Annotated in this window: 18 protein-coding genes and 1 riboswitch; of the genes, 10 read left to right on the top strand and 8 right to left on the bottom strand. The window is 58.3% G+C overall.

Annotated elements, in window-relative coordinates:
* Nucleotides 1-31: 31 nt before the first annotated feature.
* Nucleotides 32-874 (top strand): endonuclease VIII, encoded by an 843-nt coding sequence (gene nei, locus E5Q11_RS11080; RefSeq protein WP_135803498.1) that lies wholly within the window; start codon nucleotides 32-34, stop codon nucleotides 872-874.
* On the opposite strand, the gene E5Q11_RS11075 is transcribed toward nei, so the two are convergent.
* Entirely contained in the window at nucleotides 861-3,782 is a 2,922-nt protein-coding gene (locus tag E5Q11_RS11075; RefSeq protein ID WP_168215647.1) for a sensor domain-containing protein, read from the bottom strand. The genes nei and E5Q11_RS11075 overlap by 14 nt on opposite strands.
* 326 nt (nucleotides 3,783-4,108) lie before the next feature.
* On the opposite strand from E5Q11_RS11075, the gene E5Q11_RS11070 reads away from it, so the two are divergent.
* The 6 genes from E5Q11_RS11070 (at nucleotide 4,109) to E5Q11_RS11045 (ending at nucleotide 12,330) form a co-directional block, all read left to right on the top strand.
* Nucleotides 4,109-5,068: a TAXI family TRAP transporter solute-binding subunit gene (locus E5Q11_RS11070; protein WP_135803496.1), complete on the top strand. Its 960-nt coding sequence runs from the start codon at nucleotides 4,109-4,111 to the stop codon at nucleotides 5,066-5,068.
* Between the two features lie 83 nt (nucleotides 5,069-5,151).
* Nucleotides 5,152-5,601 (top strand): DUF1850 domain-containing protein, encoded by a 450-nt coding sequence (locus tag E5Q11_RS11065; RefSeq protein ID WP_168215646.1) that lies wholly within the window; start codon nucleotides 5,152-5,154, stop codon nucleotides 5,599-5,601.
* Nucleotides 5,598-7,604, top strand: coding sequence for a TRAP transporter permease (locus tag E5Q11_RS11060; RefSeq protein ID WP_135803494.1), 2,007 nt, complete (start codon nucleotides 5,598-5,600; stop codon nucleotides 7,602-7,604). The genes E5Q11_RS11065 and E5Q11_RS11060 overlap by 4 nt, the downstream gene beginning before the upstream one ends.
* 1 nt (nucleotide 7,605) lies before the next feature.
* Nucleotides 7,606-9,759 (top strand): sensor histidine kinase, encoded by a 2,154-nt coding sequence (locus E5Q11_RS11055; protein WP_135803493.1) that lies wholly within the window; start codon nucleotides 7,606-7,608, stop codon nucleotides 9,757-9,759.
* Nucleotides 9,759-11,138 carry a sigma-54-dependent transcriptional regulator gene (locus E5Q11_RS11050; RefSeq protein ID WP_135803492.1) on the top strand — a complete coding sequence of 460 codons (1,380 nt, stop codon included), beginning with the start codon at nucleotides 9,759-9,761 and terminating at the stop codon, nucleotides 11,136-11,138. Before E5Q11_RS11055 ends, E5Q11_RS11050 begins: the two co-directional genes overlap by 1 nt.
* 205 nt (nucleotides 11,139-11,343) lie before the next feature.
* Nucleotides 11,344-12,330, top strand: a complete 987-nt coding sequence (locus tag E5Q11_RS11045; protein ID WP_135803491.1) for a DctP family TRAP transporter solute-binding subunit — start codon at nucleotides 11,344-11,346, stop codon at nucleotides 12,328-12,330.
* Here the strand turns inward: E5Q11_RS11045 and E5Q11_RS11040 are convergent.
* Genes E5Q11_RS11040 through E5Q11_RS11030 form a run of 3 tightly spaced genes read right to left on the bottom strand, consistent with a single transcriptional unit; the run spans nucleotide 12,311 to nucleotide 18,025 of the window.
* Nucleotides 12,311-15,412: an efflux RND transporter permease subunit gene (locus E5Q11_RS11040; protein WP_135803490.1), complete on the bottom strand. Its 3,102-nt coding sequence runs from the start codon at nucleotides 15,410-15,412 to the stop codon at nucleotides 12,311-12,313. The genes E5Q11_RS11045 and E5Q11_RS11040 overlap by 20 nt on opposite strands.
* Nucleotides 15,405-16,622, bottom strand: coding sequence for an efflux RND transporter periplasmic adaptor subunit (locus E5Q11_RS11035; protein WP_135803489.1), 1,218 nt, complete (start codon nucleotides 16,620-16,622; stop codon nucleotides 15,405-15,407). Before E5Q11_RS11035 ends, E5Q11_RS11040 begins: the two co-directional genes overlap by 8 nt.
* Entirely contained in the window at nucleotides 16,619-18,025 is a 1,407-nt protein-coding gene (locus tag E5Q11_RS11030) for an efflux transporter outer membrane subunit (protein WP_135803488.1), read from the bottom strand. Before E5Q11_RS11030 ends, E5Q11_RS11035 begins: the two co-directional genes overlap by 4 nt.
* A 249-nt stretch (nucleotides 18,026-18,274) precedes the next feature.
* Nucleotides 18,275-18,377, top strand: a riboswitch (glycine riboswitch).
* A 194-nt stretch (nucleotides 18,378-18,571) separates the two neighbouring features.
* On the opposite strand from E5Q11_RS11030, the gene E5Q11_RS11025 reads away from it, so the two are divergent.
* The 3 genes from E5Q11_RS11025 to E5Q11_RS11015 all read left to right on the top strand — a co-directional run bounded on the left by E5Q11_RS11025 (nucleotide 18,572) and on the right by E5Q11_RS11015 (nucleotide 22,355).
* A complete protein-coding gene (locus tag E5Q11_RS11025; protein WP_135803857.1) occupies nucleotides 18,572-19,786 on the top strand; it encodes a D-amino acid dehydrogenase in 1,215 nt (404 codons plus the stop codon).
* A 24-nt stretch (nucleotides 19,787-19,810) separates the two neighbouring features.
* Nucleotides 19,811-21,034: a CaiB/BaiF CoA transferase family protein gene (locus tag E5Q11_RS11020; protein ID WP_135803487.1), complete on the top strand. Its 1,224-nt coding sequence runs from the start codon at nucleotides 19,811-19,813 to the stop codon at nucleotides 21,032-21,034.
* Nucleotides 21,035-21,113: 79 nt separating this feature from the next.
* A complete protein-coding gene (locus E5Q11_RS11015; protein ID WP_191964471.1) occupies nucleotides 21,114-22,355 on the top strand; it encodes an MFS transporter in 1,242 nt (413 codons plus the stop codon).
* On the opposite strand, the gene E5Q11_RS11010 is transcribed toward E5Q11_RS11015, so the two are convergent.
* The 4 genes from E5Q11_RS11010 to E5Q11_RS10995 form a co-directional block, all read right to left on the bottom strand.
* Complete coding sequence (locus tag E5Q11_RS11010; RefSeq protein WP_135803486.1) at nucleotides 22,352-23,335, bottom strand: deoxyribodipyrimidine photo-lyase; 984 nt, start codon at nucleotides 23,333-23,335, stop codon at nucleotides 22,352-22,354. The genes E5Q11_RS11015 and E5Q11_RS11010 overlap by 4 nt on opposite strands.
* A gap of 93 nt (nucleotides 23,336-23,428) precedes the next feature.
* The gene (locus E5Q11_RS11005; protein WP_225315013.1) at nucleotides 23,429-24,517 is read right to left on the bottom strand and encodes an NADH:flavin oxidoreductase; all 1,089 of its coding nucleotides are present in this window, start codon (nucleotides 24,515-24,517) and stop codon (nucleotides 23,429-23,431) included.
* Nucleotides 24,518-24,661: 144 nt separating this feature from the next.
* Nucleotides 24,662-24,919 (bottom strand): YdcH family protein, encoded by a 258-nt coding sequence (locus E5Q11_RS11000; protein WP_135803484.1) that lies wholly within the window; start codon nucleotides 24,917-24,919, stop codon nucleotides 24,662-24,664.
* A gap of 189 nt (nucleotides 24,920-25,108) precedes the next feature.
* Nucleotides 25,109-26,299, bottom strand: a complete 1,191-nt coding sequence (locus E5Q11_RS10995) for a toxic anion resistance protein (RefSeq protein WP_135803483.1) — start codon at nucleotides 26,297-26,299, stop codon at nucleotides 25,109-25,111.
* Nucleotides 26,300-26,406: the final 107 nt, after the last annotated feature.

The raw sequence follows: 26,406 nt of genomic DNA, 5'->3' as shown, positions 1-26,406 counted from the left end.
AAACCCCTGAGAAATTCGCGAGACAGACGCTATGCCCGAAGGCCCCGAAATTCGCCGTATGGTGGACGATATTGATAAAGCAGTCGGCGGCAGGACCGCAGAGCAGGTGTTCTTCGCATTCGAGCGTTTCAAGGAGTTCGAACAGTTGCTGGCGGGCCGGACAGTCACCAGCGTAGAGGCACGGGGCAAGGCGGTGCTGGTGTTTTTCTCCGCCACGGACACTGATGGCCCCTGGTGTGTATACAGCCATAACCAGCTTTACGGCAAATGGCGCATGGGCTCAGCGGACCGGGAGCCGAGCACCAATCGCCAGCTGCGCTTTGCGGTGTTTGGCGGGAAAAAGGCGGCCCGTCTGTACAGTGCGTCAGATATTCAGCTGGTGAGGCCAGAAAATCTGGGTCAGGTCGAGTACCTGGGTCGTTTGGGTCCCGATCCGTTGAATCAGCCGGTTGGCGTTCAGGACGTGTTGGCGGTATTTAACGACAAACGATTCGCCGGGCGCGCCCTGGGTGGCCTGTTGCTTGATCAGGGTTTTGTGGCAGGGATAGGCAACTACCTGCGTTCCGAAATCCTGTTTGAGACCAGGCTTGCGCCGTCCACAAGGCCAAAGGACCTGAGTGCCATCGACCAGGAACGGCTGGCGGAGGCCATCCTGGAAATGCTTCAGCGGGGCTATCGGCTAAAGGGCGTGACCAACGATCCGGAACGGGCAGAACGCCTGAAACAGGCGGGCTGGACCTTTGGCCAGCGCCGCCACATGGTGTTCAACCGCGACGGCCAGGCCTGCCACGAGTGTGATGGCCCGATTGAGAAAGTGCGTGTTGCCAGCCGTCGTCTGTATTTCTGCCGTCTGTGCCAGGCTAGCCGGGCGTGATCGTCAGACCCTGTTTGCCCAGTTCCTCGGTAATCTGGCTCGCCGGGCAGGGGCGGCTGAACAGGTAACCCTGGAAGCCCTCGCAGCCCAGTGTCTTGAGCTCCTGCCATTGCGGCTGTTCTTCGATGCCTTCGGCAACCACCGAAAGCTTCAGGCTGTGGGCGAGACTGAGTATGGCTCTGACGATGGCGTAACCTTCCTCGTCGTGAAGCAAACTGTCGACGAAGGTTTTGTCGATCTTGAGCTCATCGATGGGCAGTTGGCGCAGGTAGGACAGCGACGAATAGCCGGTGCCGAAATCGTCCAGAGAGAACTGTACGCCCAGAGCCCTGATCAGCTCCATCTGGCGGATGCTGTGGTAGATGTTTTCCGCCACCACAGTCTCGGTAATCTCCAGCAACAGGGCGCGCGCCGGCAGGCCAGTGGCAGCCAGCACCTTCTCCACTTTTTCAGGAAAATCCCGCATTGCCAGCTGGCTCTGGCTGATGTTTACCGACACCGTCCAGCTGTCGATGTCGAACTGCCGGCGCCAGTCGCTCATCTGCTGACAGGCGTGGCGCAGAACGTGGTCGCTCAGCGGTATGATCAGGTTTTTTCTTTCGGCCAGATCGATGAAGTCACCGGGGTTCATCAGCCCGCGCTCCGGGTGGTTCCACCGCACCAGCGCTTCGAAGCCGGTGAAACGGCCTAGCTGGTCAACTTTTGGCTGGAACCAGGGCTCGATTTCGTGGGTGCGGCCCAGGGCAATGTTCAGGTCCGCGGTCAGGGTATGCTCGTCAAGCAGGCTTTGCTGCATCGCGTTATCAAAAATGCTGAAGCTGTTCTTGCCCTTGCGCTTGGCGTCGTACATGGCGATGTCTGCTCTGCGCATCAATTCGCTGGCGGATACCGATGTATCGTCAAACAGAACAATCCCGATGCTGGTGGAAACCGGCCGGGCGCTGCCCAGTGTTTCTGTGGCCTGGACCGACGCCGCAAGGAGTTGCCGCCCAACGTCGGTGACCTGCTGGATCGCGGCGCTGCGGTCCTGCTGATCCGTATTGAGTACGATCAGGAACTCATCACCACCGAGTCTCGACAGGGACTTGTCCTGCCCCAGCACGGCGGAGAAACGGCTGGAAATTTCCACCAGAAAATCGTCGCCATGGCGGTGGCCAAGGGTGTCATTGATGTTCTTGAAGTCGTCCAGGTCTGATAGCAGAACGGCCCCAAAGCAACCGGACTCGGAACTGGTTTCCATGGATTCTTTGAGACGCTGGCGAATGAGCCGTCGGTTAGGCAGATTGGTCAGCGGGTCAAAATAGGCCAGGTGTTCAATCTCCTTCTGATGACGCTGCTGCTCGGAAACATCCCGGACAATGGCAATAAAGCGTGGCGGTTCGTTCTTCAGCCTGATGTATTGCAGAGAAACGTCCACCGGTATGTCATGGCCATCCTTGTGTCTGTGCACTGTCTGGAAATTGAGCCGGGGCACCTTACCGTTGACCAGTGGCGCCACCATTTTCCGGAAGGTTTTCTCCGGAAAATGAGGCTTGATGTCATAAGGGTGCATGTTCAGCAGTTCTTTACGGGTGTAGCCCAGCTGGTTGACGGCGCCCCGGTTCAGATAAAAGAACTTTAGGCTGTCAGCCTCGAACATGAAGACACAGTCTAGCGTGCTGTCGAGGGTTTTTCTGAACCGCTGGAGGTCTGCTTTGGCTTCTTCGCTTGCGCTGATGTCGTGGATGGCCGCAATTAACAGGCGTTCGTGATTTACGGTCGTTTCGGTAACGGCAATGCGCAGAGGAAAGCGGGAGCCATCTTTCCTGAGTCCCTGAACCGCTCTGGCGTTGCCCATGATTTCAATGGATTTTGACTGGCCGGCCGCATAGGTTTTCATGTAGCCGGAGTGGTGGCTGGCGACGTCCGGAGGCATGAGCTTTGAGATGGGTTTACCGATCAGGTCTTTTTCCGGATAGCCGAACATGGTCTCCAGCGCTGGATTGGCCGTGCGGATCTTTCCGCGGATGTCGGTGGTGATAACAGCATCGTACAGGGTTTCCAGTATGGCGCGGTTGAGCCTGAGACTGTGTTCGAATCGTTCCTGGTTGTGCTTCTCGGCGTTGATATCTGTCTGAATCGCGATAAAGCCTCTCTGGGCGCCGTTGCCGGATTCCAGGGGCTGGCACTGAATCCGGACCCAGTAGGCAGTCCGGTTCCTGTGGTAGTTGATCAGGTCTACGGTGAAAGGTTTTCTTTCCGCCAGGCACTTGCCCATCCAGGCAATGGTTTCGGGGTCTGTCAGTTCACCCTGAAGCACGGTGCCGGGTTTCTTTCCGACCATTTCATCAAAAAGGTAACCGCTGATTTTCTCGAAGCCGCGGTTGACCCACGTAACCAGGCCGTTTTCATCGGTGACGACAACACCGTTGCTGATCTGCCGGGCGATTTCTGACAGGAACGCGACCTGGCTGCTCTGGCTCAGTAGCTGTTGGTTCAGGTCTTCAATGGCGCCAGCTTCAATGTGTGTTTCCGCAAGCCTGGCAATCCGCGCAATGGCCGTTTTCTGGCGTTCGCTCAGCTCTTTAGGGCTGCTATCAAGGGCAATCAGCGAGCCCTGCCTGTTACCGGCCTTATCGAAAAGCCCAATGGCCGTAAAAAACCCCGGCTGGAAGCTGTCTGTGCCCGGCTGGTCGGCGTGAAGCCCGGTTGCAGGAATCAGCGTACCAAGGTCAACGGGCTCGTCGGCCGCGTGATTCAGGAACTCTTTCCGCGCATTCAGGTAAGGGCTGATTCGACCGTGATCTTCCGGAGGGTGTACGACAGCGTCGGGGGACAGGTCCGCAAGAACCGCCATCCAGCGATAACCTCCGGCACTGGCGGACAGGTCCAGGAGGTCGGATATTGCTTGTCGGACATTCGCGTTCATTACTGACACCTGATCACACATGCCTGCCTGTCAACAACACCACGAATCCAGTTTCAGCCTGGCCGCGACTTCATGAAGCCAATCCATGGCGGATCGATCCAGTATAGTCCAGAAGTCTCTCCCCGGTCTGATTAAAAATAAGCCGATTTCCGCTTATGCCTTTTTACACTGATAGGCGAATTCTTGCCGATCAAAAGCGGTTTGATGGTTTCATTCGCTGATTTGATGGACTTTTCCGCGTTGGCACATAAGCTGCAAAGACCTGAGCACGTCGTTGACGTCCTCCGGGCATCAATGTCATTCAAAATAATAACGAGGTGATCAACATGCGAAAGTTGCTAATAGCAGCCAGTGCGTCCCTGCTGATGGGTGCTGTATCGGCCCAGGCAGAAACCAACCTATCGATTGCAACCGGCGGCACCGGCGGTACCTACTACCCACTGGGCGGAGGCCTGGCCGAGCTGATCAGTACCGAGATTGACGGCTACAAAGCGGTGGCAGAGGTAACCGGCGCGTCGGTGGAAAACATGGGCCTGGTTCATCGCCAGGATTCTGATCTTGCCATCGCACTTGCCGATACCGTGCATCAGGCGTATCACGGCGGTGAGCGCTTCAACGGCAACAAACTGGATGTGGCCGCCATTGCCTCGCTTTATCCAAACGCGGTTCAGATTGTCACCCTGGCAGATTCCGGCATCACGTCGCTGTCTGACCTGGCGGGCAAGCGGGTTTCTGTGGGCGCGCCGGGTAGCGGCACCGAAGTAAACGCCAAGGCGCTGCTGGAATCCAACGGAATGAGCTTCGAGGATTTCGATGTTCGCAGCCTGAACTTCAACGAATCCGCAGACGCCCTGCGTGATGGTGATATTGATGCCGGTTTCTGGAGCGTTGGCCCGCCAACAAGCTCGATTGTAAGCCTGGCAAACACCCGCGATATCGCGCTGATCTCCCTGTCGGAAGAAGAAGTGGCAAACGCACGGGAAGCGGTTCCTGTGTTTGCACCTTACGAACTTCGCAAGGGCATTTACGAAGGTCTGGACCAGCCAACGGCTTCCATTGGCATCCCTAACGTGCTGACCGTGAATACCGCGATGTCTGAGGATCTGGCTTACAAAATCACCAAACTGCTGTTCGACAAGGTAGAGGATCTGCGGGCCATCCACCCGGCCGCTGACGACACCACCGTCGAGTTCAGCCTGCAATCAACCCCGATTCCCCTGCACCCCGGTGCTATCCGGTACTACGAAGAAATCGGCGCAACCATTCCTGACAATCTGCGCCCATAAACCGGGCCCAGGCCAGGATGTCCTCGGGTCTGAGAATGGCAGCCCGCTGGCTGGTCGGGCTGCTGACATGGGGATGCGTCTCCATGTCGGCAACCGCCGAAAGCGCAGCCGCCTGGGAACTGGCCGTGACTGGCCATTCCCAGGCGCCACTGACCCGGGTCAGCCTTCCGGCCACTGGCCGCTGGTGTCTGGTCTGGAACCACTCGGTGCAGGGCTTTCCGGTTATCGACTGTTTCAGGGTTGACGGCGAACAGCTGATCCTGGACAGCAGTCAGACTCCGGATTTTGCTGCAGGCCTTGGCTACACCGCAGGGCGCGGTACGCTCGAATCAGATGATCAGCACGGGTATCGGATTGTCGACATGAACGTGCCGATATCTCAGAACACACTTCGGCTGCGGGTTGGTTCCGAGTCTGTCAATCACCGCATCAGGGTCGATTCGCACACGGTCAGCCTCAGCCAGCTGGCGGCTAACGAGCCTGTGGAAATTCGCCTGATTCCCGCCGGCGAAAAAGGAATTGAGCTTAAATGAGTCAACTTACGGCTATCCCATTTCAGACCACCGGCGACTGGCAGCCGACACCCATGAGTGGCCCGCGGCCGCTGGTCTGGTTTATTGCCCTGGTCGGTATCGGGCTGTCACTTTTCCAGTTATACAGCGCGGGCATTCAACCGCTCGGCCTGTTCTACCAGCGCGGCATTCACCTGGCTCTGGTGTTGATGCTGTGTTTCCTGATTTTTGGGCCAAGGCCCGGTAAACCTCGTGGCCCCATCGCCGCCATCTTAGACACGGTACTGTTTTTCGCTTCTGCCGCGTCCGGGCTTTATCTTGTGTATTTCCTGGACGAGATCATGGGTCGCGCCGGTTTCTGGAGCGATACCGATATTGTCATGGCCTGGGTATGCACCCTGACCCTGCTGGAGGCCAGCCGCCGGGCCGTTGGAACCGGGCTGACCGTTATCGGCATTGTCGCGATTCTTTACGCGGTGATTGGTTCCCGCGGGCCTCTGTCTGAGTTTGGCGAGTGGATGCCGGGCATTCTTAATCACCGGGGTTATTCCTTTGACCGTGTTGGCGCCCAGCTTTTCCTGGGGCAGGAAGGCATCTTTGGCCTGCCTCTGGGCGTGGCCGCCACCTTCGTATTCATCTTTGTACTGTTTGGCGCCATGCTGGAAGTGACTGGTGCTGGCCGTTTCTTCATCGATCTTGCGTTTGCGGCCACGGGGCGCCAGCGCGGTGGCCCCGCCAAGGCAGCGGTTCTGGCGTCCGCCAGTATGGGTTCCATTTCGGGCAGTTCTATCGCCAACGTGGTGACCACCGGCGCCTTTACCATTCCGCTGATGAAGAAGCTGGGCTATCGTCCGGCCCAGGCCGGCGGCATTGAAGCGGCCGCCAGTACCGGTGGCCAGATCATGCCGCCGCTGATGGGCGCTGGCGCCTTCCTGATTGCGGAATACACCCGGGTGCCTTACCTGGACATCGTCAAAGTCAGCATTTTCCCGGCGCTTCTTTATTTCGCGACCGTTTACCTTCTTGTTCACATCATCGCCATCAAGCAGGGCATGAAGGGCCTGCCATCCAGTGATCTGCCACAGGTGAAGGATGTACTGGCCAGCGGCTGGTATTTCCTGCTGCCCATCATCATGCTGGTTTATTTGCTGGTGATCGGTATCTCGCCGATGCGGGTGGGCTTCTACGCGGTGGTCGGCATTGTCGGGATTGCAGGCATCAATGGACTGTTTGTGGCCTACCAGAAAGGCATGGCCAACAACGATCTGGCCACGGCGCTCAAAGACGCAGCCCGTTCCGGCGCTATCAAACTGCTGCAGGGCCTGGACCTCGGTGCCCGCAACGCGGTGTCAGTCAGTATTGCCTGTGCCATTGCCGGCATTGTGGTGGCCGTAGTGGGGCTGACCGGCCTGGGCCTCAAGTTTTCCGCCATGATGATTGCCTTCGCAGACGGCAATATCCTGCTGGCGATTCTGTTGGTTGCGGTTGCCAGTCTGATTCTCGGCCTGGGCCTGCCAGTCACGGCCAGCTACATCGTGTTGATCGTTCTGGTCGGCCCGGCGCTGACCAACGAATTCGGCATACCACTGCTGGTCGCTCACCTGCTGGTGTTCTGGTACTCCCAGGATTCCAATGTAACACCGCCCGTTGCGCTGGCGGCCTATGCCGCCGCGGCGATAGCAGGTAGTAAAACCATGGAAACCAGTGTCCAGGCCTGGAAATTCGCCAAGGGCCTGTATCTGATTCCACTGTTCATGGTGTTCAACCCGGTCATTATTCAGGGCGGGCCCCTTCCCATTGTGCTCTGGAACGGGTTTATCGCGATACTGGCCCTTGCGGCTTTCGCAGCGGCGCTCGAGGGATACCTGTTCACGGCCATGAAGGCCTGGATGAGGCTGGGCCTGAGCGGTGCGGTTATCGCGATTTTCTATCCTGACCTTACCGCCGAGATTGCCGGAGCAGTAACGATCATTCTGTTGCTGGGGCTGAACCTCTGGCAACACCGGCGTAACCCGGGGCATTGATATGCCCCGGCGTGAGCCGGTTGCGCGCCGGAATTCGTTGCCACTGAAATCCCTGCCGTTCTGGCTGGTGTTGGGGCTGGTGGGCGTTATTCTTGCCATCCTGGCCACGGACAGCTGGCTGATGCGCTATGAGATCAATCAGGCTAAGGCCGATTCGCTACAGCGGTTAGGGGCATACCGCACATCCCTGCTGGCGACCATTGACCGGCATCTTTATCTGCCGCAGGTTCTTGCCTCGGATCCCCGGATTGTGAGTTCCCTGCAAAGCCTTCCGGACCAGCCCGTCACCGGTTACTCCCAGGGGTCGGGTCTGTTGGCAAGGATCAATCGCCAGGCGGAATCTGACGAAATCTTTCTGATGAATCCCGAGGGGGTGACCTACTACTCCAGTAACTACAACGCAGACACCAGTTTCGTGGGCAAGAACTACGGCTTCCGCCCCTATTTTCTGGATGCCATGGCCGGTGATGCTGGTTTTTATTTTGCGGTAGGTGCCACTTCCGGTATTCCGGGGCTGTTCCTGTCGGCGCCGGTTAGAGAGGAAGGCGGGGCTACCCTTGGGGTCATCGTGATAAAAATTGACCTGGCCCGGCTGGAGCAGAGCTGGGCCAGCTCCGGCGACCCGGTCTGGGTCACGGATGAGAACGGTATTATTTTCCTGGCGGCTGATTCCCAGTGGCATTATTTTTCACTGCGCCCGATTTCCAGCGCCCTGGAATCCAGGCTTGCAAGAACACAGCAGTACGGTAAGGGTCGGGTGGAACCACTGGAAAAAGTCACCCAGTGGCAATCCACTGAATGGACGACCCTGGAACTGAAAAACGCCGGGCCCCAGGTGGTGTTTGCCTCGGCGATTGACGATTATCCCTGGCGGATGCACCTGCGGGTACCCTTGGAGAGGATCAGGGCCCGGGTGTTTTCGAAGCAGGTGTTGATGGTTCTGATCTACGCGAGCTTTGCGGTTGGCAGTCTGTTCTACCGGGAGCGTCGACGGCGCACTGAAGCTCAGGAATCGCTGGTGCGGTTGACGGCTGAGCGCGAGTCCCATCAACGGGCGATTATCCAGAATACCGATGTGGGTCTGCTTAACCTGGATTCCCGGTTCCGGCCAATATTTTTGAACGAGCAGGCACGGACGTTGTTCGGGTTGGAGGAGCCGGACCAGAACTATGCCCCAACGGACCTGATTGATCCTTGGAGCCCCGAGGCCGCTGGTCAGGGTGCCTGCCGGGCGGAAGGGGTGCGCTCCGATGGCAGCCGCTTCCCGGTGATCTACACCCTGAACCCGATCCGCGCCGGGGAAAAAGACGAGTTCATACTGACGGTACAGGACATAACGGAACTGACCGCCGCCCAGCAGGCGCTGCAGAAAATCAACAAGGCACTGGAGCGGCGGGTCAGAGAGCGAACCCGGGATCTGGAGCAGGCTCAGGCGGCGCTGGCCCAGAACCAGAAACTGGCCGCCCTGGGCCGGATGTCCGCCGCCATCGCCCATGAAATCAACCAGCCCATCACCGCGCTTTCAAACTTTGTCGCCAGCAGCCAGGTGCTGCTGGAGCGCGACAAGCCTGAGGCGGTCAGCGAAAATCTGGTAAAGATCGAATCCCTGGTGCAGCGGTTGTCAAAGCTGTCACGGCAGCTGCGGATTTTCTCGGGCAAGCGCAACTCCGGCAGCGCCTTCGTGTCAGTTCAGGCGCCGATTCACTATGCCATGGAACTACTGGGGCCCAGGCTAGAGGAGGAACAGGTAAAATGTATTGTGGATCTGCCCCGGGATTACTCGGTTCAGGCCAATGCCATGGTTCTGGAGCAGATTGTGGTCAACCTGCTGACCAATGCCATTGATGCCCTTGCGGGCCAGCCGGATGGGCGCATAACGATCCATGTAAAAGAGCTTGATGAGCCGGCTGAACAGGTTGCCCTCAGTATTGAAGACAACGGCCCCGGCATGTCAGACGAAGAGCTTGCGCGGGTGTTCGAGCCCTTTTTTACCACCAAGCCGATGGGGCAGGGTGTCGGGCTGGGACTTGCCATCAGCTACAGCCTTGCCTGTGATATCGGCGCCGAACTGACGGTCAGCAGCGAGACAGGCAAGGGCACCTGTTTTATGCTGATATTGCCAATAACGAATAATAAGAATGCGGAGTCGGTTTGATGGATGAAATCATGCATGCGGTGGTCATTGATGACGAGCCCACGGTGCTGGAATCGGTGGCCCAGTGCCTGACCCTGGCGGGCATCGAGGCCAGAACTTTCACCAGTGCGCTGGAAGCGCTTCCGTTACTGGACAGCGATTTCCGTGGGGTGGTGGTCAGCGATATACGGATGCCAGGGATGGACGGTATGAGCCTGTTGCAGGCCATTGACCCCGGCATACCGGTGATTCTGATTACCGGCCATGGCGGTATCGCCCAGGCAGTGGAGGCCATGAAGCTGGGGGCCTATGATTTTATCGAGAAACCCTACAAGCAGGACCGACTGATTGATGTGATCAAACGGGCCTGCCAGCAACGGCAGGTAACTCTGGCGACCCAGCCGCAGCTGGTGACGGCCGATAACGAGGACTGGCTGGCGTCGGTGATTATCGGTGAATCAGAGCCCACCCGGCGATTGCGACAGCATGTTCAGGCCCTGGCCAGGGTCAACGCCGATGTGGTGATTGCCGGCGAAACCGGCACCGGAAAAGAGCTGGTGGCCCGCAGCCTGCACGCCCTGAGCATAAGGTGTGATCAGCCGTTTGTCCCCATCAACGTGGGTGCCATTCCCGAAAGCCTGCTGGAGAGTGAACTGTTCGGGCATGAGGCCGGCGCCTTTACCGGCGCCCAGAAACGGCGGATTGGCCTGCTGGAAGCGGCGCATCAGGGCACTCTGTTTCTGGATGAAATTGAAAGCATGCCCATGTCCTTCCAGATCAAACTGCTCAGGGTACTGCAGGAGCGGGAAGTCGTCAGGGTGGGTTCCAATACCCCGGTGCCGATCAACGTTCGCATTATCTCCGCAACCAAGGAAGACCTGCGTGAAGCGGCCAATGAAGGACGTTTCCGGGAAGATCTTTACTACCGGCTGATGGTTGCGGATATACATCTTCCCGCGCTTCGAAACCGCATTGACGACGTTCCCGCCCTGTTCAGTCATTTCCTGCGAGAGGCTGGCCGAAACAACAACCTGGAAGCGCCAAAGCTGGAGTATGAGGATGTTCTGGCGCTGGAAATGCACGACTGGCCCGGCAATGTGCGCGAGTTGAAACATACCGCTGAACGGTTCCTGCTATCCCGCAGCATCAGTGGCATATCGGTATCGGACCTGATGCGGCTTGGCCTGGGTAGCCAGACCTCGACACTGTCCGGGGAGCGCTCGCTGAATGACCGCATTGACCAGTTCGAAAGGGCGTTGATCAGCGCTGAGCTGGCCCAGCATCACGGCAATATCAAGGAGGTGATGTCGGTGCTGGGGCTTCCCCGCCGGACACTGAACGAAAAGATGCAGAAATACGGGCTGAAGCGGGAGACCTTTGTGGCCGGTAAAAGCCAGTAAAGGTCACAATGAGCCGAAATTCGCCGATCGACCCGGCGGGTTCTGGCGGGAATCCGCCGATTGCCAGTCCCTGCCTTTCACTAACAATTTGTAATCTCATGGAGTTCTGAAACTGGAGAGCTAATTGCTACTGGTTTTACCCGGCTGCGTGTGGCAGCCACTCGACAACGAGAAAAAAAGAATAATGATCGGGAAGAGGTAAACCATGAGAATACATTTCGGGGCGATTCTGCTTGCGGCAAGCGTGAGCTTTTCTTCAGGGGCACAGGCGGAAGCCCAGCAACTCATTTTTTCCCATGTGGTTAGTCCGGATACGCCGAAAGGCAAAATGGCGCTGATGTTCAAGGACATCGTTGAGGAAAAGATGCCGGGCCGCTTTGAAGTGGTGGTCTACGACAGCGCCGAACTGATGTCCGATGAAGAGTCGGTGGATGCGATCTCCGAAGGCCGGATTCACTTTGCAGCGCCTGCCCTGTCCAAGTTTGACGGATACACTTCAAGCCTCAAGGTGTTTGACCTTCCCTTCCTGTTCCCGAATATGGAAAAGGTGAATGAGTTCCAGTCCAGTGACACTGGCAAGCGCCTGCTGAACAGCATGACCGGCGACAACGTATTGGGTCTTGGTTACCTGCACAATGGCCTGAAACAGCTGTCGGCGGATCGCCGCTTTGAAAGCCCCCAGGACCTGGCGGGACTTCGTTTCCGGGTGATCAATTCAGACGTTCTCAAAGATCAGTTCCAGGCGGTAAATGCGGAGCCTGTGCCGATGTCTTTCCCGGCCACTTTCCCAGCACTGAGGGACGGGGTGGTGGACGGTCAGGAAAACACCTGGTCCAACATCTATTCGATGAATTTCTACCAGTACCAGCCTTACATGATGGAGTCGAACCACGGTGTGCTGGGCTATATGTTCATCACCAATAACGAGTTCTGGTCTGAACTGACGGAAGAAGAGCGACGTCTGTTCCGGCACGCCGCCAGCGTGTCCCTGCGTTACGGAAACGCCGTCGCCGTTGCCAAGAGCCGTAATGACAAGGCGGCGATCAAACGGATGAAGAGCGTGGCGCTTCTTGAACCGACGCCGGAGCAACTGGCGCGTTGGCAGACGGTGATGCGCCCCATCTGGGCCAAATACGAACCTGAAATCGGTAAAACCATCGTCGACGAGGCGATCAAGATTTCAAGCCGTTAACCAGACCCTTTGCATCTTCCAGCACCAGGTATAGGCAGGGCACCAGAAACAGGATCAGCGCGGTGGCAAACACGATGCCGAAGCCCAGGGATACCGCCATGGGAATCAGGTAGATTGCCTGCAGGGACGTTTCCGCGATGATTGGTGCCAGGCCACCAAAGGTAGTGAGCGTCGTCAGCACAATAGGACGGAACCGGCGCAGGCCAGCTTCATAAATGGCCTCCGCCGGGCCCAACCGGTCCCTTTGCCGGTTGGCGTAGGTCACCATGATCAGCGAGTCGTTCACCACCACCCCAGACAGGGCAACAATGCCCATAATGCTGACCAGCGACAGCTCCATCCCCAGAATCATGTGGCCGATAATCGCACCCACCGCGCCGAACGGAATCGCCAGCATCACGACCAGCGGCTGCAGGTAGCTGCCAAAGGCGATGGCCAGCAGCGCGAAGATCGCGAACATGGCCAGACCAAAGCCACCCCAGAGTGCAGAGGTGGACTCCCGCAGATCGGCCTGGCTGCCCTGGAAGGTCCAGGTCAGGCCGGGGAAGTCGGCTCTCAGTTGCGGCAATATCTCGGTCTGGGTCAGTTCCAGCACCTGGCTGATGGCGGATTTGGGTTGCACATCGGTACCCACGGTGATGACCCGCCTGCCGTCCCGCCGGTCGATGGAACGAAAGGATTCACTGATGGTGACTTCGGCCACGTCCATCAGGGGTACTTCCTGGCCTTCGCTGGTCCGGACGACGAAGTTCTCCAGGTAGTGCACGTCCTGCCGCTGATATTCCGGCAGCATTACCCGCACTTCGTTTTCGTTGATGCCCCGCAGCTGGCGAAGGGCAATGCTGCCGTAAAAGGCATCCCGTAGCTGGCGCCCCACTTCGGCTCCGGACAGCCCCAGGGCCCGTCCTTCACCGGTCAGGCTGATGTCGAACTGGGGTTTGCCGGTGCTGTAGTTGTCGTTGACGTTGCGGGTCTGGCTGATCTGCTTCATTTCTTCGACGAAGCGCTGGCTGGCCCGGGCCAGGGTGTCGATGTCGGTGTGGCTCAGATCCACGCTGATGTCGTCCCGCCAACTGCCGGGGCCCTGTTCCGATTCAAAAGTGATCTGGTCAACGCCCTTGAAATCCCCCAGTTCATTGCGCCAGAGATCAATGATTTCCTGGACCGACATGTCCCGCTGCTCTTCAGGGAGTAGCACGAGTTCCACATCAATGAACTCCTGGCCCCGCACGTTGGTCTTGATGCCTTCGACGTTGCGCCCCAGGTTGTTTTCCTCGAACAGCCGCTGGGTATCTCGGGTAATGGTCATCGCCATTTCGCCAGCGCGTCGGGCTGTGGTGCCCACAGGCAGGCGCAGGCCGGCCTCGATTTCATCCGCCGGTGCTTCCGGCATCATGATCATGCCCATATGGTCACTGACGGCATAGGCCCCGGATACCACCATGATGGTCACTGCGGCGGACAGGGTGATGTAGCGGAACCGCAGGGCCAGATCCAGCAGTGGCCGGTAGCCCCGGTCTACCACCGCCTGGAATCCGCGGGAAAACACGCGCTGGATAGCGTGCATCCAGTGGCCATAGATAGTGACTTTGCCCTTGCCGCTGTGAGCCAGGTGGGCGGGCAGAATGAACAGCGCCTCGATCAGCGAAATGGCCAACACCAGAATCACCACCACGCCCAGGGGCCACCAGAACTTGCCGGTCACCCCGGGAATGAACAGCAGTGGCAGGAAAGCGACGATGTTGGTCAGGATGCTGAAGGTGACCGGCCCGGCAATGTCCTTGGCGCCCTGTATCGCGGCGTCCATGAAGTTCATGCCTTTTTCCCGGTATTCGTAGATGTTCTCGCCCACCACTATGGCGTCGTCCACGACTATCCCCAGCACCATCAGAAACCCGAACATGGAAATCATGTTGATGCTGACGTCCATCACCGGCAGAAAAAGCACACTGCCCACAAACGAGATGGTCATGCCCATCATGATCCAGAACGCCAGCCGGTACTCCAGGAACAGGCTCAGGATCACCAGCACGATCAGCATGGCCATGACGCCGTTTTCCAGCAGCATATCCATGCGGTCTTCAAAGTCTTCGGCACGGTTACTGTCGATTCTCAGTTTGACCGCGTCGGGCAGAGTAACTTCCATCTCCGCCATCACGGTCTCGACCGCGGCGGCGATGTCCAGGGGCGATTGCGCGCCGGTGCGGAAGATCTCGATTTCAACGGAGGGTACGCCGTTGAAGCGGGAGTGAAAGCCGCTTTCCTCAAAACCGTCTCTAACCGTGGCGATGTCGCCCAGAGTCACTGCGCCGCCGGATTCGGCGTTGAGAATCACAATGCTTTCAAAGGCGTCAGCCCATTGTTTGCGGTCTTTCAACCGCAGCAGAATGTCGCCGGTGCCGGTTGCCATGGAACCGGCGGGAATGTCCTCGCTGGACTGTTCGATGCGGCTGGCCACTTCCGACAGGGTCAGGTTGTATTTGCGCAGGGTTTCCTGGGGAATCTCAACGCTGGTGAGGTAAGTGGGCACGTCGTTGATGACCGCCTGGGTAATGGCGTCTTCGACCAGTAGCCGGTTGCGAAGCTGTTCACCCAACTGGCGCAGGGTCCAGATATCCACGTCGCCATACAGGGTCAGTTCCATCACGTCCCGGGTGGGGGTGATCAGTCTGACCCGGGGTTCTTCTGCCTGCTCGGGAAAGGTGCGGATGCGGTCAACCGCCTGCTCTATGTCCTGCAGGGCCTGCATGCGGTTGGTGCCCACCACCAGCTCCAGCTGGATATTGCCGCTGCCTTCCCGGGCTGTAGATGTCATCTCCTCGATGCTCTGGATGCCCTGGACCGCCTCTTCGACCGGCAGCAGGATGCCCTGTTCCACTTCCTCTGGCGATGCACCGGGATAGCTGACCGATACCTGAACCATGTCCAGTTGGAACTGCGGAAAGACTTCTTTCTGGACTTCGGTAGCCATCCAGAAACCGCCGGCCAGCAGCATGATCATGATCAGGTTGGCGGCGATGGAATTGCGGGCCATCCATTCAATAGGCCCGACCCAGCCCTGTTTTCGGGGTGACTCACTCATTGTTGTCGCCTTCCAGCCGCAGACGGGCGCCGCCAACCACTGAGGCAAGCTCGTTCGTGATTAACTGGTCGCCGTCTTCGAGCCCGTTGCGGATATAGGCGTATTCCTGATCCTGGAAGACGATGTCCAGGTCCCGGATGGCCAGCTTGCGGTCTTCCATCACCCAGACCGTGTTGTTGCGGCGCACCAGGCCCCGCTCGATTCTGACTACGTCTTCCAGGGTCTGGCCGTCTATTTCAGCGCGGACAAAGGACCCGAGTATCAGTGGTGGCTGGCCAGCGGCCTGGTCGAGGGCGAGGGGATCTTCAACCGTAATCAGCACCCGGGCCATGCGGGCGTTGTCGTCCAGTTCGCCGACCAGTTGCGTCAGCCTGCCTTCACGGTTCTGCCCACTGGGCCAGACCGTATCATGGCGCAGTCTCACCGGCGCGGTCGCTGCATCCGGGTTGGCATCAAAGCTCAGCCAGCGCAGTTTTGACAGTGGTACGGTAGCCTCTACCCAGTATTCGTCGGTGCCAACCAGTCGGCCCAGGGACTGGCCGGAACTGACCTGAGAGCCCAGGGTCACTTCCCGGCTGAGCACCTGCGCTGGAAAGGGCGCGCGAATGCGGGTTCGGGCCAGGTTCAGTTCCGCCTGTTTGACCGCTGCTTCGGCAATGGCAACACGGGCCTTCGCCTGGTTCAGCTGGGGCTTGCGTAGTATCAGTGCATCGTTAACCGCTTCAATACTTTCCCCAAGCAGCTCGAATTCCTGCCGGGCAACGGTCTGTTGGCCCTGTTCAATCTCAAGATCCGCCTGCGCCTGCATCAGTTCGCTCCGCCTTTGCAGCAGCGCGGCCTCGTAATCAGCCGGGTCTATTCGAAGCAGCTCTTCGTCTTTGTCGACCTGCCGGCCCGGTGAAAATACCTCTGCCTGACTCACAACTTCGCCGCTGACCCGTGAGCCCAGGGTAACTTCGCGGGCGGGCATCACCTGTCCCATGGCTTCCACCGTGGGCGTGAAGTCGCCGCGGCTTATGGTTCGCACGTCCACCAGCATGGCGGTTTCCCGGGCGGCGTCTTTGCGGGTGGCGGTGGGTTCGGTCTTGAAGATTAGCCAGATCAGAGCGGCGCCAACCAGCACGATCATCAGGGACACGAACAGGGTTTTCAGCGGGCCGGCCCTGCCACGTTCGGGGCGGGCGGCGTTTTCGTTGATCGGTTGGCTCATGCCTCGTTGCTCTCTTTTCGATCTTTGTCTTGGCTATCTTCGATTCGCCCGGCCAGGGCCCGGTAAAGTGCCACGCGGGTGGTGAGCAGCTGCTGGCGGGTGTTGAGGATATTGCGCTGAAGATCCTGCTTCTCCTGCAAAGCGTTCAGTACTTCGATGTAGCTGACTGCACCGTTCAGATATTGATTACGCAGTTGCCGATAGGCTGTATCCGCATACCCGATCCGCTGTTCCAGGCTTGCCAGTCGCTGTTTCTGTTGCTGCTCCCGGGCCAGGGCATCCTCCACTTCGCGGATCGCGGTCAGCACCGACTGGCCGTATTCCTGAATCAGGGCTTCCAGCACGGCTTCGGAACGGCGAACGTCGGCGCGGCGCTCGCCACCGTCTATCAGGGGCACCAACAGGTTGCCCGCCAGGGTGGCCAGCCAGTTATCGAACAGATCGCTGGCGTCGTTGGCCTGGGAACTGACGGAGGCTTCAATGGAAATTCTGGGGAAACGGTTGCTGATGGCCGCTGCCAGGTCCTGGTCCGCGGCCTGAACCACCCGCCAGGCCTGCTGGAGATCCGGACGGCGTTGAACCAGCTCGGCAGGGACGCCGGTATCCGGCAGGGGTGGAAGTGCGGGAAGGGACTGCTCATCGGGCAGGTTGGCCTTGCCCGGAGATTGCCCGAGAAGTACTGCAAGCTGGTTCTGCAGCACACTGATTTCGCCCTGAATGTTGATCAGGCGTTCCGTTGACGCGCTGACAAGTTGACGCTGGCGCAGCACATCGGCGCTGCCACTCTGGCCCATGGAAAATCGGGATTCGATGACCGTCAATACATTCTGGTTGGTCTCCAACTGAGATCGGGCCAGTGCAAGCTGCGCTCGTTGTTCCACCAGCTGGAACCAGGTGCTGGCGATTTCGCCGCTCAGGGATACCGCAGCGGCCTGGTAGTCCGCCTGACTGGCGGCAGCCCGCAGTTCCTCTGCTTCGGTGAGTGACTGCACTCGGCCCCACAGATCCAGCTCATAGCTGGCATTGAGACCGGCGCTGAAACTGTCAGTTTGGGCGGTGTCAGATTCCCGGGTTTCAGCGCTTGCGGTGGCATCCAGGGATGGCAGCAGGCCCGCGCCCTGACGGTCGGCCAGGGCCCGGGCCTGAAGCAGTCGCTGGTAACTGGCGCGCAGGCTGAGATTACCGTTCAGAGCAGTTTCCACAAGCTGGTTCAACTCGCCGTCGTCAAAGGCGGTCCACCAGGCGTCTGGCAATTCGGGGTTGGCGCTGCCGCTAGCACTGAACTGGTCTGGCAGTTCCACGGGTTCGGGCGGATTTTCCGGCACTGACGCACAGGCGGCGAGAAGCAAAACACACAGAAATAGTCCCGGCCTGGCGTAATGCTTGTTGATAACTGCCGTCATGGACAATGGGTTTCCATCGGTTGCAGAAAGTTCGGATGCTCCTCAACATACCACGCGTGATCCGGACTGGTTTACCGTAAACCCCGAGATTGTCTGGATTTACATGATTTTGACAAAGGCTGGTTCCGGTCTGCCGTGGCAAATACCGGGAATCAGGGGATGAGAAAAAGCAATTCGGGCTCGAGTTCAGGTTTCGATCATCGGAATTATTTGGTATTTTGCAGGTTCATCTGGCCTGAAACCCGGCCAGACGTGCCAGCGGGAGAGACTGAAACACGAACCTGTTCGTGAGTTCGGCGCCGAAGGAGCAACTGCCCCGGAAACTCTCAGGCAAAAGGACCGCTGATACGACGACTTTCCGAAGAGCTGCCGACGACTGCGTCAGTCGGCACACCGAAGGAGCAAGCCGCCGATTTCATTCTGACTGGAAACGGCGCGTGAATCTCTCAGGTACATAGACGGAAGGGGTGCTTTCTACCGACTTGCGTAGAAAGGAAACCCTGGGCGCGTCTGGACAACCTGAAGGAGATCGATATGGCAAATCCGATGAAGCGGATTGCAGTAATTGGCGGCGGTATCACCGGTATCACCACAGCCTACACCCTGGCCAAGCGCGGCCTCGACGTTACCGTCTATGAAAAACACCGCTACGCCGCAATGGAGACTTCCTTTGCCAACGGCGGCCAGTTGTCGGCCTCCAACGCCGAGGTCTGGAACAACTGGCAGACCATTGCCAAGGGCATCAAGTGGATGTTCCGCAACGATGCGCCCCTGCTGGTCAACCCGAAGCCGTCCCTGCACAAGCTCAGCTGGTTTGCAGAGTTCATGGCGGCCATCCCCCAGTACGAGAAGAACACCACGGAAACCGCCCGCCTGGCCATTGCCGCCCGGGATTATCTGTTCCAGTGGGCGCAGGAAGAGAACATCGATTTTGACCTGAAAAAGCAGGGCATTCTGCACATCTACCGCGACAAGGCCGGTTTTGATCACGCCGCCCATGTTTCGAAGCTGCTGGCCGCAGGGGGGCTCGAGCGCCGTGCGGTTACCCCGGATGAAATGAAAACCATTGAGCCCACACTGGCCGGAACCTATTACGGGGGTTTCTTCACCGAAAGCGATTCCACCGGTGACATCCACAAGTTTACCAACGGCCTGGCCGACGCCATTGTGCGCCTTGGCGTCAAAACCCGTTACGGGAATACGGTGACCGAACTCAGCGCCGACGAGAGGCACGCCTGGGTAACCGCTTTTGACGGCGAGCAGCAGAACCGCGACACCTTCGATGGCGTGGTTATCTGTGCCGGTGTTGGCAGCCGATCACTGGCCGCCAAGCTGGGTGATCGGGTGAACGTCTATCCGGTGAAGGGCTATTCCATCACGGTTGAGCTGGACGACGAGGCCTCTCAGAAGGCAGCGCCGACCGTCAGCCTGCTGGATGATGCCACCAAGCTGGTGACCAGTCGCCTCGGTGACGGCCGCTTCCGGGTTGCCGGAACCGCCGAGTTCAACGGTTACAACCGCAACATCCGCGATGACCGGATCAAGCCCCTGACCCGCTGGGTGGAAGAGTGTTTCCCCGGTGTCTGCACCCGTCGCGTTGTGCCCTGGGCCGGGCTGCGCCCGATGATGCCGAACATGATGCCCCGGGTGGGAAAGGGCAAGTTGCCTACGGTGTTCTACAACACCGGCCACGGCCACCTGGGCTGGACGCTGTCGGCGATTACCGCGGAAATGCTGGCGGCATCGGTTACCGGCTCATAACGGCTGGCGCCTCGGGAGAGTTTGATGTCAGGCCCCCTGTCTCACCTGCGAATTCTCGACCTTTCGCGAATTCTGGCCGGCCCCTGGGCCAGCCAGGTTCTTGGGGATCTGGGTGCCGAGGTGATCAAGGTCGAGCGCCCGGGAATCGGCGATGATACCCGCTCCTGGGGCCCGCCCTATCTGCAGGGTGCGAACGGCAATAACGATCTTTCCGCCTACTTCCTGACCGCCAACCGGAACAAACAGTCCCTGGCGATCGACATTACCCATCCTGAGGGTCAGGAACTGGTTCGTAAGCTGGTGGCAGAATCGGACGTGGTGCTCGAAAACTTCAAGGTAGGCGGGCTCAAACGCTACGGTCTGGATTATGACAGCCTGAAGCAGATCAATCCGAAGCTCATCTATTGCTCGATTACCGGGTTCGGCCTCGATGGCCCTTATGCCAACCGGCCCGGCTATGATTTCCTGATTCAGGCCATGGGCGGGCTGATGAGTATCACCGGGCACCCGGACGACGAACCGGGCGGCGGGCCTATGAAGGTGGGGGTTGCGCTGACGGACATAATAACCGGTCTTTACGCTACTATTGGCGTGCTCGCGGCGCTAAGCCATCGGGACCGCACCGGTGAGGGCCAGCATGTGGAAACCGCCCTGCTGGACGTGCAAGTAGCCTGCCTGGCCAATCAGGCAATGAACTACCTGACCACTGGAAAGGCCCCGACCCGGATGGGCAATTCCCACCCCAATATCGTGCCCTACCAGGATTTCCCGACGGCCGACGGCAATATGGTTCTGACGGTGGGCAACGACCAGCAGTTCGCCCGGCTTTGCAAAGCCCTTGGCCATGAGGACTGGGCCAGTGACGAGCGCTTTGCCACCAACCGCGCCCGGGTGGCCAACCGCAGGGAATTGATTCCCCGACTACGGCAGGCCACTGTGATGCGCTCCACCCGGGAGTGGGTCGAGATCCTGGACTCTTCGGGGGTTCCCTGCGGGCCGGTAAACACCCTCGATGAAGTATTCGACGACCCTCAGGTGCTGGCACGGGGCATGAAGCAGACCATTGCCCACCCGGAACTGGGCGAAGTGCCCATGGTCGGCAACCCGATCAAGCTGAAACTGACACCAGTGACCTATCGAACCGCGCCACCGCTTCTGGGCGAACAGTCAACTTCCGTCCTCGGCCGAATCGCTGGTCTGTCGCAAGCGCAGATTCAGGACCTCCGGGATCGCGGTGTTATCTCGTGAGCAGGGGAAGAAAGCGGTTGATGAGAAATTGGTCCGTATAATGCAGAGCTAATCAGACAGATGTTTTGAGGAGCCACTCATGCAAATTCTGTCTGTCCTGGGACCCATCCGTTCGATACTGATCAGCGTGGCCCTTCTACTCCTTGGTAACGGCCTGATCAACACCCTGCTCGCCTTACGGGGCACGGCGGAGGGCTTTTCCACGCCGTTCCTGGGCCTGATTATGTCAGGCTACTTTGCAGGCTTTATATGCGGCAGTTTTGCCGGTCGACACCTGATCCGGCGCATGCGCCATATTCGAACATTTGCCTTCTGCGCGGCCATTTGTGCCAGCGCAGCTCTTCTGCATCTGGTGTTTATCGACCCCTGGGTCTGGTTGGGGCTCAGGTTTGTTTATGGGCTGTCCTACATCACCCTGATTACGGTGATCGAAAGCTGGCTCAACAGCCAGGCAGTGCCGTCGGAGCGGGGCCGGATTTTCGCGATCTATATGGCGGTCAATCTGGGTGCTTTGGCACTGGCGCAGCAGATTCTCAGGCTTGGCAGTACGGACGGCCCGCTGCTGTTTTTGCTGGTGTCGATCCTGATCTGCTGGGCCCTGCTGCCGATTACCCTGACCAGCAAGCCGGAGCCCGAGGTTTCCGGCAGGCCAAGGGCGAATCTGCGGGCGCTGGCAAGCCACGCGCCACTGCCGGTGGCCGCGGCCCTGCTTTCCGGCCTGGCGATGGGCGCTTTCTGGGCAATGACCCCGGTGTATACGGTCAAACTGGGCCTGGATAACGCCGGGGTGGCGCTGGTGATGAGCCTGGCCATTGTCGGCGGTGCAATTTTCCAGATTCCGGTGGGGCGTTATTCAGATCGCCATGACCGGCCACGGGTGCTTAACTGGATTGTGCTGTTGGCTGCCGGTACTGCTGCGCTTATGCCTCTGGCGCCGTCGCCTGAGGTACTGACAGGCCTGTATTTTCTCTGGGGTGGGCTGGCGTTTACGCTTTACCCCCTGTCGGTGGCACAGATGGTGGATCAGTTACCCCGGGATGAAATGGTTGCGGGGTCTTCCGCCATGTTGATGCTCCACGGAGCTGGCTGCGCGTTGGCGCCAGTTTTGGCGGGTTCCCTGATGGGCGTATTAGGCATTCACGCTTTGCCGATTTATATCGCTCTGGTGCTTGCCGGGCTTGGTGGGTTTATCTTCTATCGCCGTCGGCGCGTCACCGACCTGACCCGAGGCACCGCCGGTCATTTTGAGCCCATGGTTCAGGCAGGGCCTGAATCCCTGGACCTGGCCTTTGAGGATCAGAAGCCAAATGCTGACACCTAAATCAGGCCCAGTTGGCTGGACTCGGTCACGCCATTCCTGATGGCATGAACTCGGCGCCTTGCAATTTTCGCGGTGGCTTTTGGGTCGACCACCGGCGCCGGGTATCTCTCAAAGGTCTGGATATACTGCCGCCGCCAGTTCAGCCGATCCAGAAAGAACCTGGCCTGATCCTGCAGGCGCTGGAACTGCACGCTGTTCTGCTTTTCGTGCCCACTTGAAACAACCCGATCCACGGCCTGAAACACTTCCCGGTCCGAAACTATGCCGTAAGCCAGATAGGTTGAAATCCGCGAGCAGCCATCCCAGGCAGTGTTGGGGCTGGAGATCCGCGACGGGTAGCGGCTGATGTTGCGGACGTTGAAAAACTGATCGAGAATTTTCTTCCCGGCCTTGCGTCCCCCTTTTTGACGCAGGGGTTTGTCAGCGCCTCGGGCCAGTGGGATCTCACTCTCACAGCAGGAGGGGAAGGGTAATGGCGCGAATCGCTTGGACAGATCAGTACCGGTAGGGTCCTTCAGTGTGAGGTTGATTGAGGCTGAAAAATACTCGGGGAAGGAAAGCGCTTTCTGGCTTCCACGGGCAATGCCGTTCTGCTCGACTTCTACCAGTTCCACTCCCCGGGCGTTGCACCAGACTCTTACCTGTTTGTCTCGCTGATACTCGCTTTGCTGGCTGGTTTCCCGGTGCGTCCAGATGCGTTTGATGGGGGACAGTTGATGGATTTTATCCAGTACCGCAGTCGATTCCCCAACGGCTTGTAGCAAGCCACCACCCAGAGCCTCAAGCTCCTTGGCAAGTTCGGTCAGGGTTTCCTGAATAAAAGCCTGATGTTGGCGTGAGACGTCTGGCTGGCGGATCAGGTCGGGATCGTGAATGTACAGCGGCAGGACGCCGCCATAGTGTCTGTAATCCCTCATGCTGCAATAGAAAGGCTCGGAGTCCTGCAGCCGAAGGTTACGTTTGAGCCAGAAAATTTGCATGAAGTTGCTCCCGATTCTTTTAGCTTACGGGCGCGAACCCAAACGGTTCACGCCCTGTCGGGAGCAGGTCGTTTTCAATTTTTCAATACTGGATCAGGCGGCGTTCTGTTTCCGCCACGCCAGCTCGTTGGAGATGGTGGCTTTGGGCTGAAGCATTTCAAAGTTGATGTCGGCAATTTCCTTGCCGTCTTTCAGGCGCTGCACAAAGTCCGGATTGGCCAGTGCCTTTTTGCCCACCGCGAGCAGGGCACCGGGGAACTGGTTGGCAATATTCTGGCAGTTGGTTTCATCAATGTTGCCGTTGATGATCAGGTCAATACCCTGTACCTCAGCGGCAACGCCTGCCAGGGTCTGGTCGCCATCCACAAAATGCTGCCTGTTAACGTCGCCGTCGGTGGTGTGAACAAAATCTGCACCGGCGTCACGCACCGCCTCCACGATTTTGCGGAAGCCCGCTGCGCCCTCAGGTAACTGGTAGTCCGGGTCCGTGACTGTTCCCTGTGAAAGCCGGATGCCGACGGGGAAATCCTCACCAACGGCCTTACGCACCGCGCGTGTAACGTCGACGGCCAGGCGCATGCGGTTTTCCAGCGAACCACCGTAGTTATCGTCACGCTTGTTGAAATGCGTGCTCAGGAACTGGTTGATCAGGTAGCCATTGGCGCCGTGAATCTCGATACCGTCGAATCCCGCCGCTTTAGCATTCACCGCAGATTGAGCAAAACCATTGATGGCGACCTGAATGTCGGCGCTGTTCATTGCGCTGGGCACCTGCCAGACTTTCTGGTCGCCGTAAAAACCGAGAGGCGCACCTTTGGGTGCTATTTCGCTTGGGCCCAGGGGCTGGTCTGTGTATCGGTTGGCCTGGAACTGGGCGCCGGCGTGCATCAACTGGGTGAAAATCTTGCTGCCTGCGGCATGGACCCGGTCGACAATGGTCCTCCAGCCCTGGATCTGGGCTTCATTGATAATGCCGGGCTGGTTGGCGTAACCCTGGCTGGCCTTGTTGTCGGTGTAGGTGCCTTCGGTGATCACCAGGCCAAAGCCGCCTCTTGCGTAGCGCTCGTAGTGATCTGCCATTAGCAGATTTGGTGTGCCGTCGGCTTCAGCACTGGTGCGGGTCATCGGAGCCAGCGCAAAGCGGTTTGGTAGGTCAATGTTCTGAAACTTCAAAGCTTGCATTAGGTCGCTCATGGATACCCCTCGCTGGTTAATTTTGACGCCTCAGTATCAGCAGAAACCGCGGCGTCGAAAAGCGGAGAATATCGACCTATGACGTCAGTATTTTTGAATGACTGTTCACATCACGCTTGTTGAAGATGTTATTTATTCTGATGCCGACGCCTCGTGTTCCTGGATCATTTGGAACAACTGGTCCTTGAGGTGAAGGCGCTGCTTTTTCAGGTCTTCCAGGTGTTCGTCGGAGGTGTTCTCAGCGCCCGTTTCGAACCGGTGCACGTCGGTTTCCACCTCATGATACTCGTGATACAGCTTTGCAAAGTGGTTGTTGCTGGTTTTCAGATGATGGATGGTGTCTTTTGACTCGGGCAGTTCATGGATCAGGTCGTGCTTTTCTACTGGCATTTGGCTATTCCCTGAATGTCGGATGAATTTCACGTTTCAGTTGATCACCCCTCAGGCTACGCCGTTTGTAATACGCGTCAATGATTCACAGGCCCCGGGCGGTTACATGTGATTAAGGTGCTTTCAGTCAGGAAATCCAGGTAGAGGTGGGAACAGGAAGGCCCGTATCTTCGCGCGGGCCCAGCTGATTTATGATCCGCCAGAAGCTTCAAGGGTGAAGGCTTCGGCGAACCGGTTTCTGGCCTGCTGCCCTTTTTCCATCTGTTCCGTGAGGGTCCGCTGTTCATCGGATAAATGCTGAAGTTCATCGATGGTTTTACGCATTGTCGGCAAGGCATCGCGACGGAAACTGTTGATGTCGTCCCAGGCGGCAAGGCTGTTGGCAAAGGTCTGTTTCAGCTTTTCCATGTCCAGAGATGCGCTGGCGGCATCCTTATGGATCGCCACGCCCTGATCCTTCAGACGTTCGGAGGTTTGCAGCAGAAGATCAGATGCAGTCCGGTTGGTCTCCTGCAGGGCTTCCAGCTGTTTCTGTTGACGGGCGAGCCCCATCGCGATCGTGGATGCAACGGACAGCGCCTCAACGGTGACATCGAGCGCCCGCTTGATGCCGCGAATCAGCTCCTTGTTGTTCCCGATCAACAGGTCAGCGGACTGAACGCCCTGCTGGTTCACCGCCAGGCGTTGCTGCAGGTCCAGGACTCGCTGCCGCAATGCGAACAGGATTTCCTCCTGCAGAAACTTTTTCCTGTCGGCGTCGGGCTCGTTTTCTATTAACGCGACGACTTCTTCATCCAGTACTTCGCCGAATGCGACATAGTCTTCCAGCTCGAATGTCAGTGTACGCATACGGTCACGGTCGTCTGCGAGGGTTTTGTTATCTTCGGCCAGTTGCTGCATGCCCAGCCTCAGGCCGTTGGCAATGTCATCGATAACGGAACTGACTTGCTGGTATCGGGCCGCCCATTTCGATATGGGCGATCCTACAAATGGCAGTCGTGACAGCATCCGGCGAACAAATCCCATGGAAAAATCAACCTCATTGGGATTTACCTCCCGGACCTTGCCCTGCAGGGCAAGCAGCGCCTGGTCAACATCGCTGCCATCCTCCGCTGCGGCTGCCAGTTCGTGAATGGGTTTTCTGAGGAGGGCACTGGTTTTCGACAGCTTGTGCTCGACGTCTTTGCCCAGTGTTTCTACTTCGGCCACCATGTCCCGGCGTTCTTCCAGATCCCGGGCGCCCACCGCTGCGAGCTGCTGCACCACAGAGGCCGCTTTGGCTCTCAGTTCCGGCATCCTTTCCGTGACTGTGACGGCGGCTGGTGCCTGATTTGCGGACGAGATCTCCGTTTTGCTCTTCTGTTTGTCCACTTCTGACATGTGTCACTTCCTGTCGCTGTGTGAATATCGTAAGCTCTCCCTGATTACGAAAATATAATATATGGATCGGGTTGGTTACACCAACCGCGTATAAAGGATGTGACGGG

Source organism: Marinobacter confluentis, assembly GCF_004785685.1.
Lineage (GTDB): Bacteria > Pseudomonadota > Gammaproteobacteria > Pseudomonadales > Oleiphilaceae > Marinobacter > Marinobacter confluentis.
This window is presented reverse-complemented; position numbering and strand designations above follow the sequence as displayed.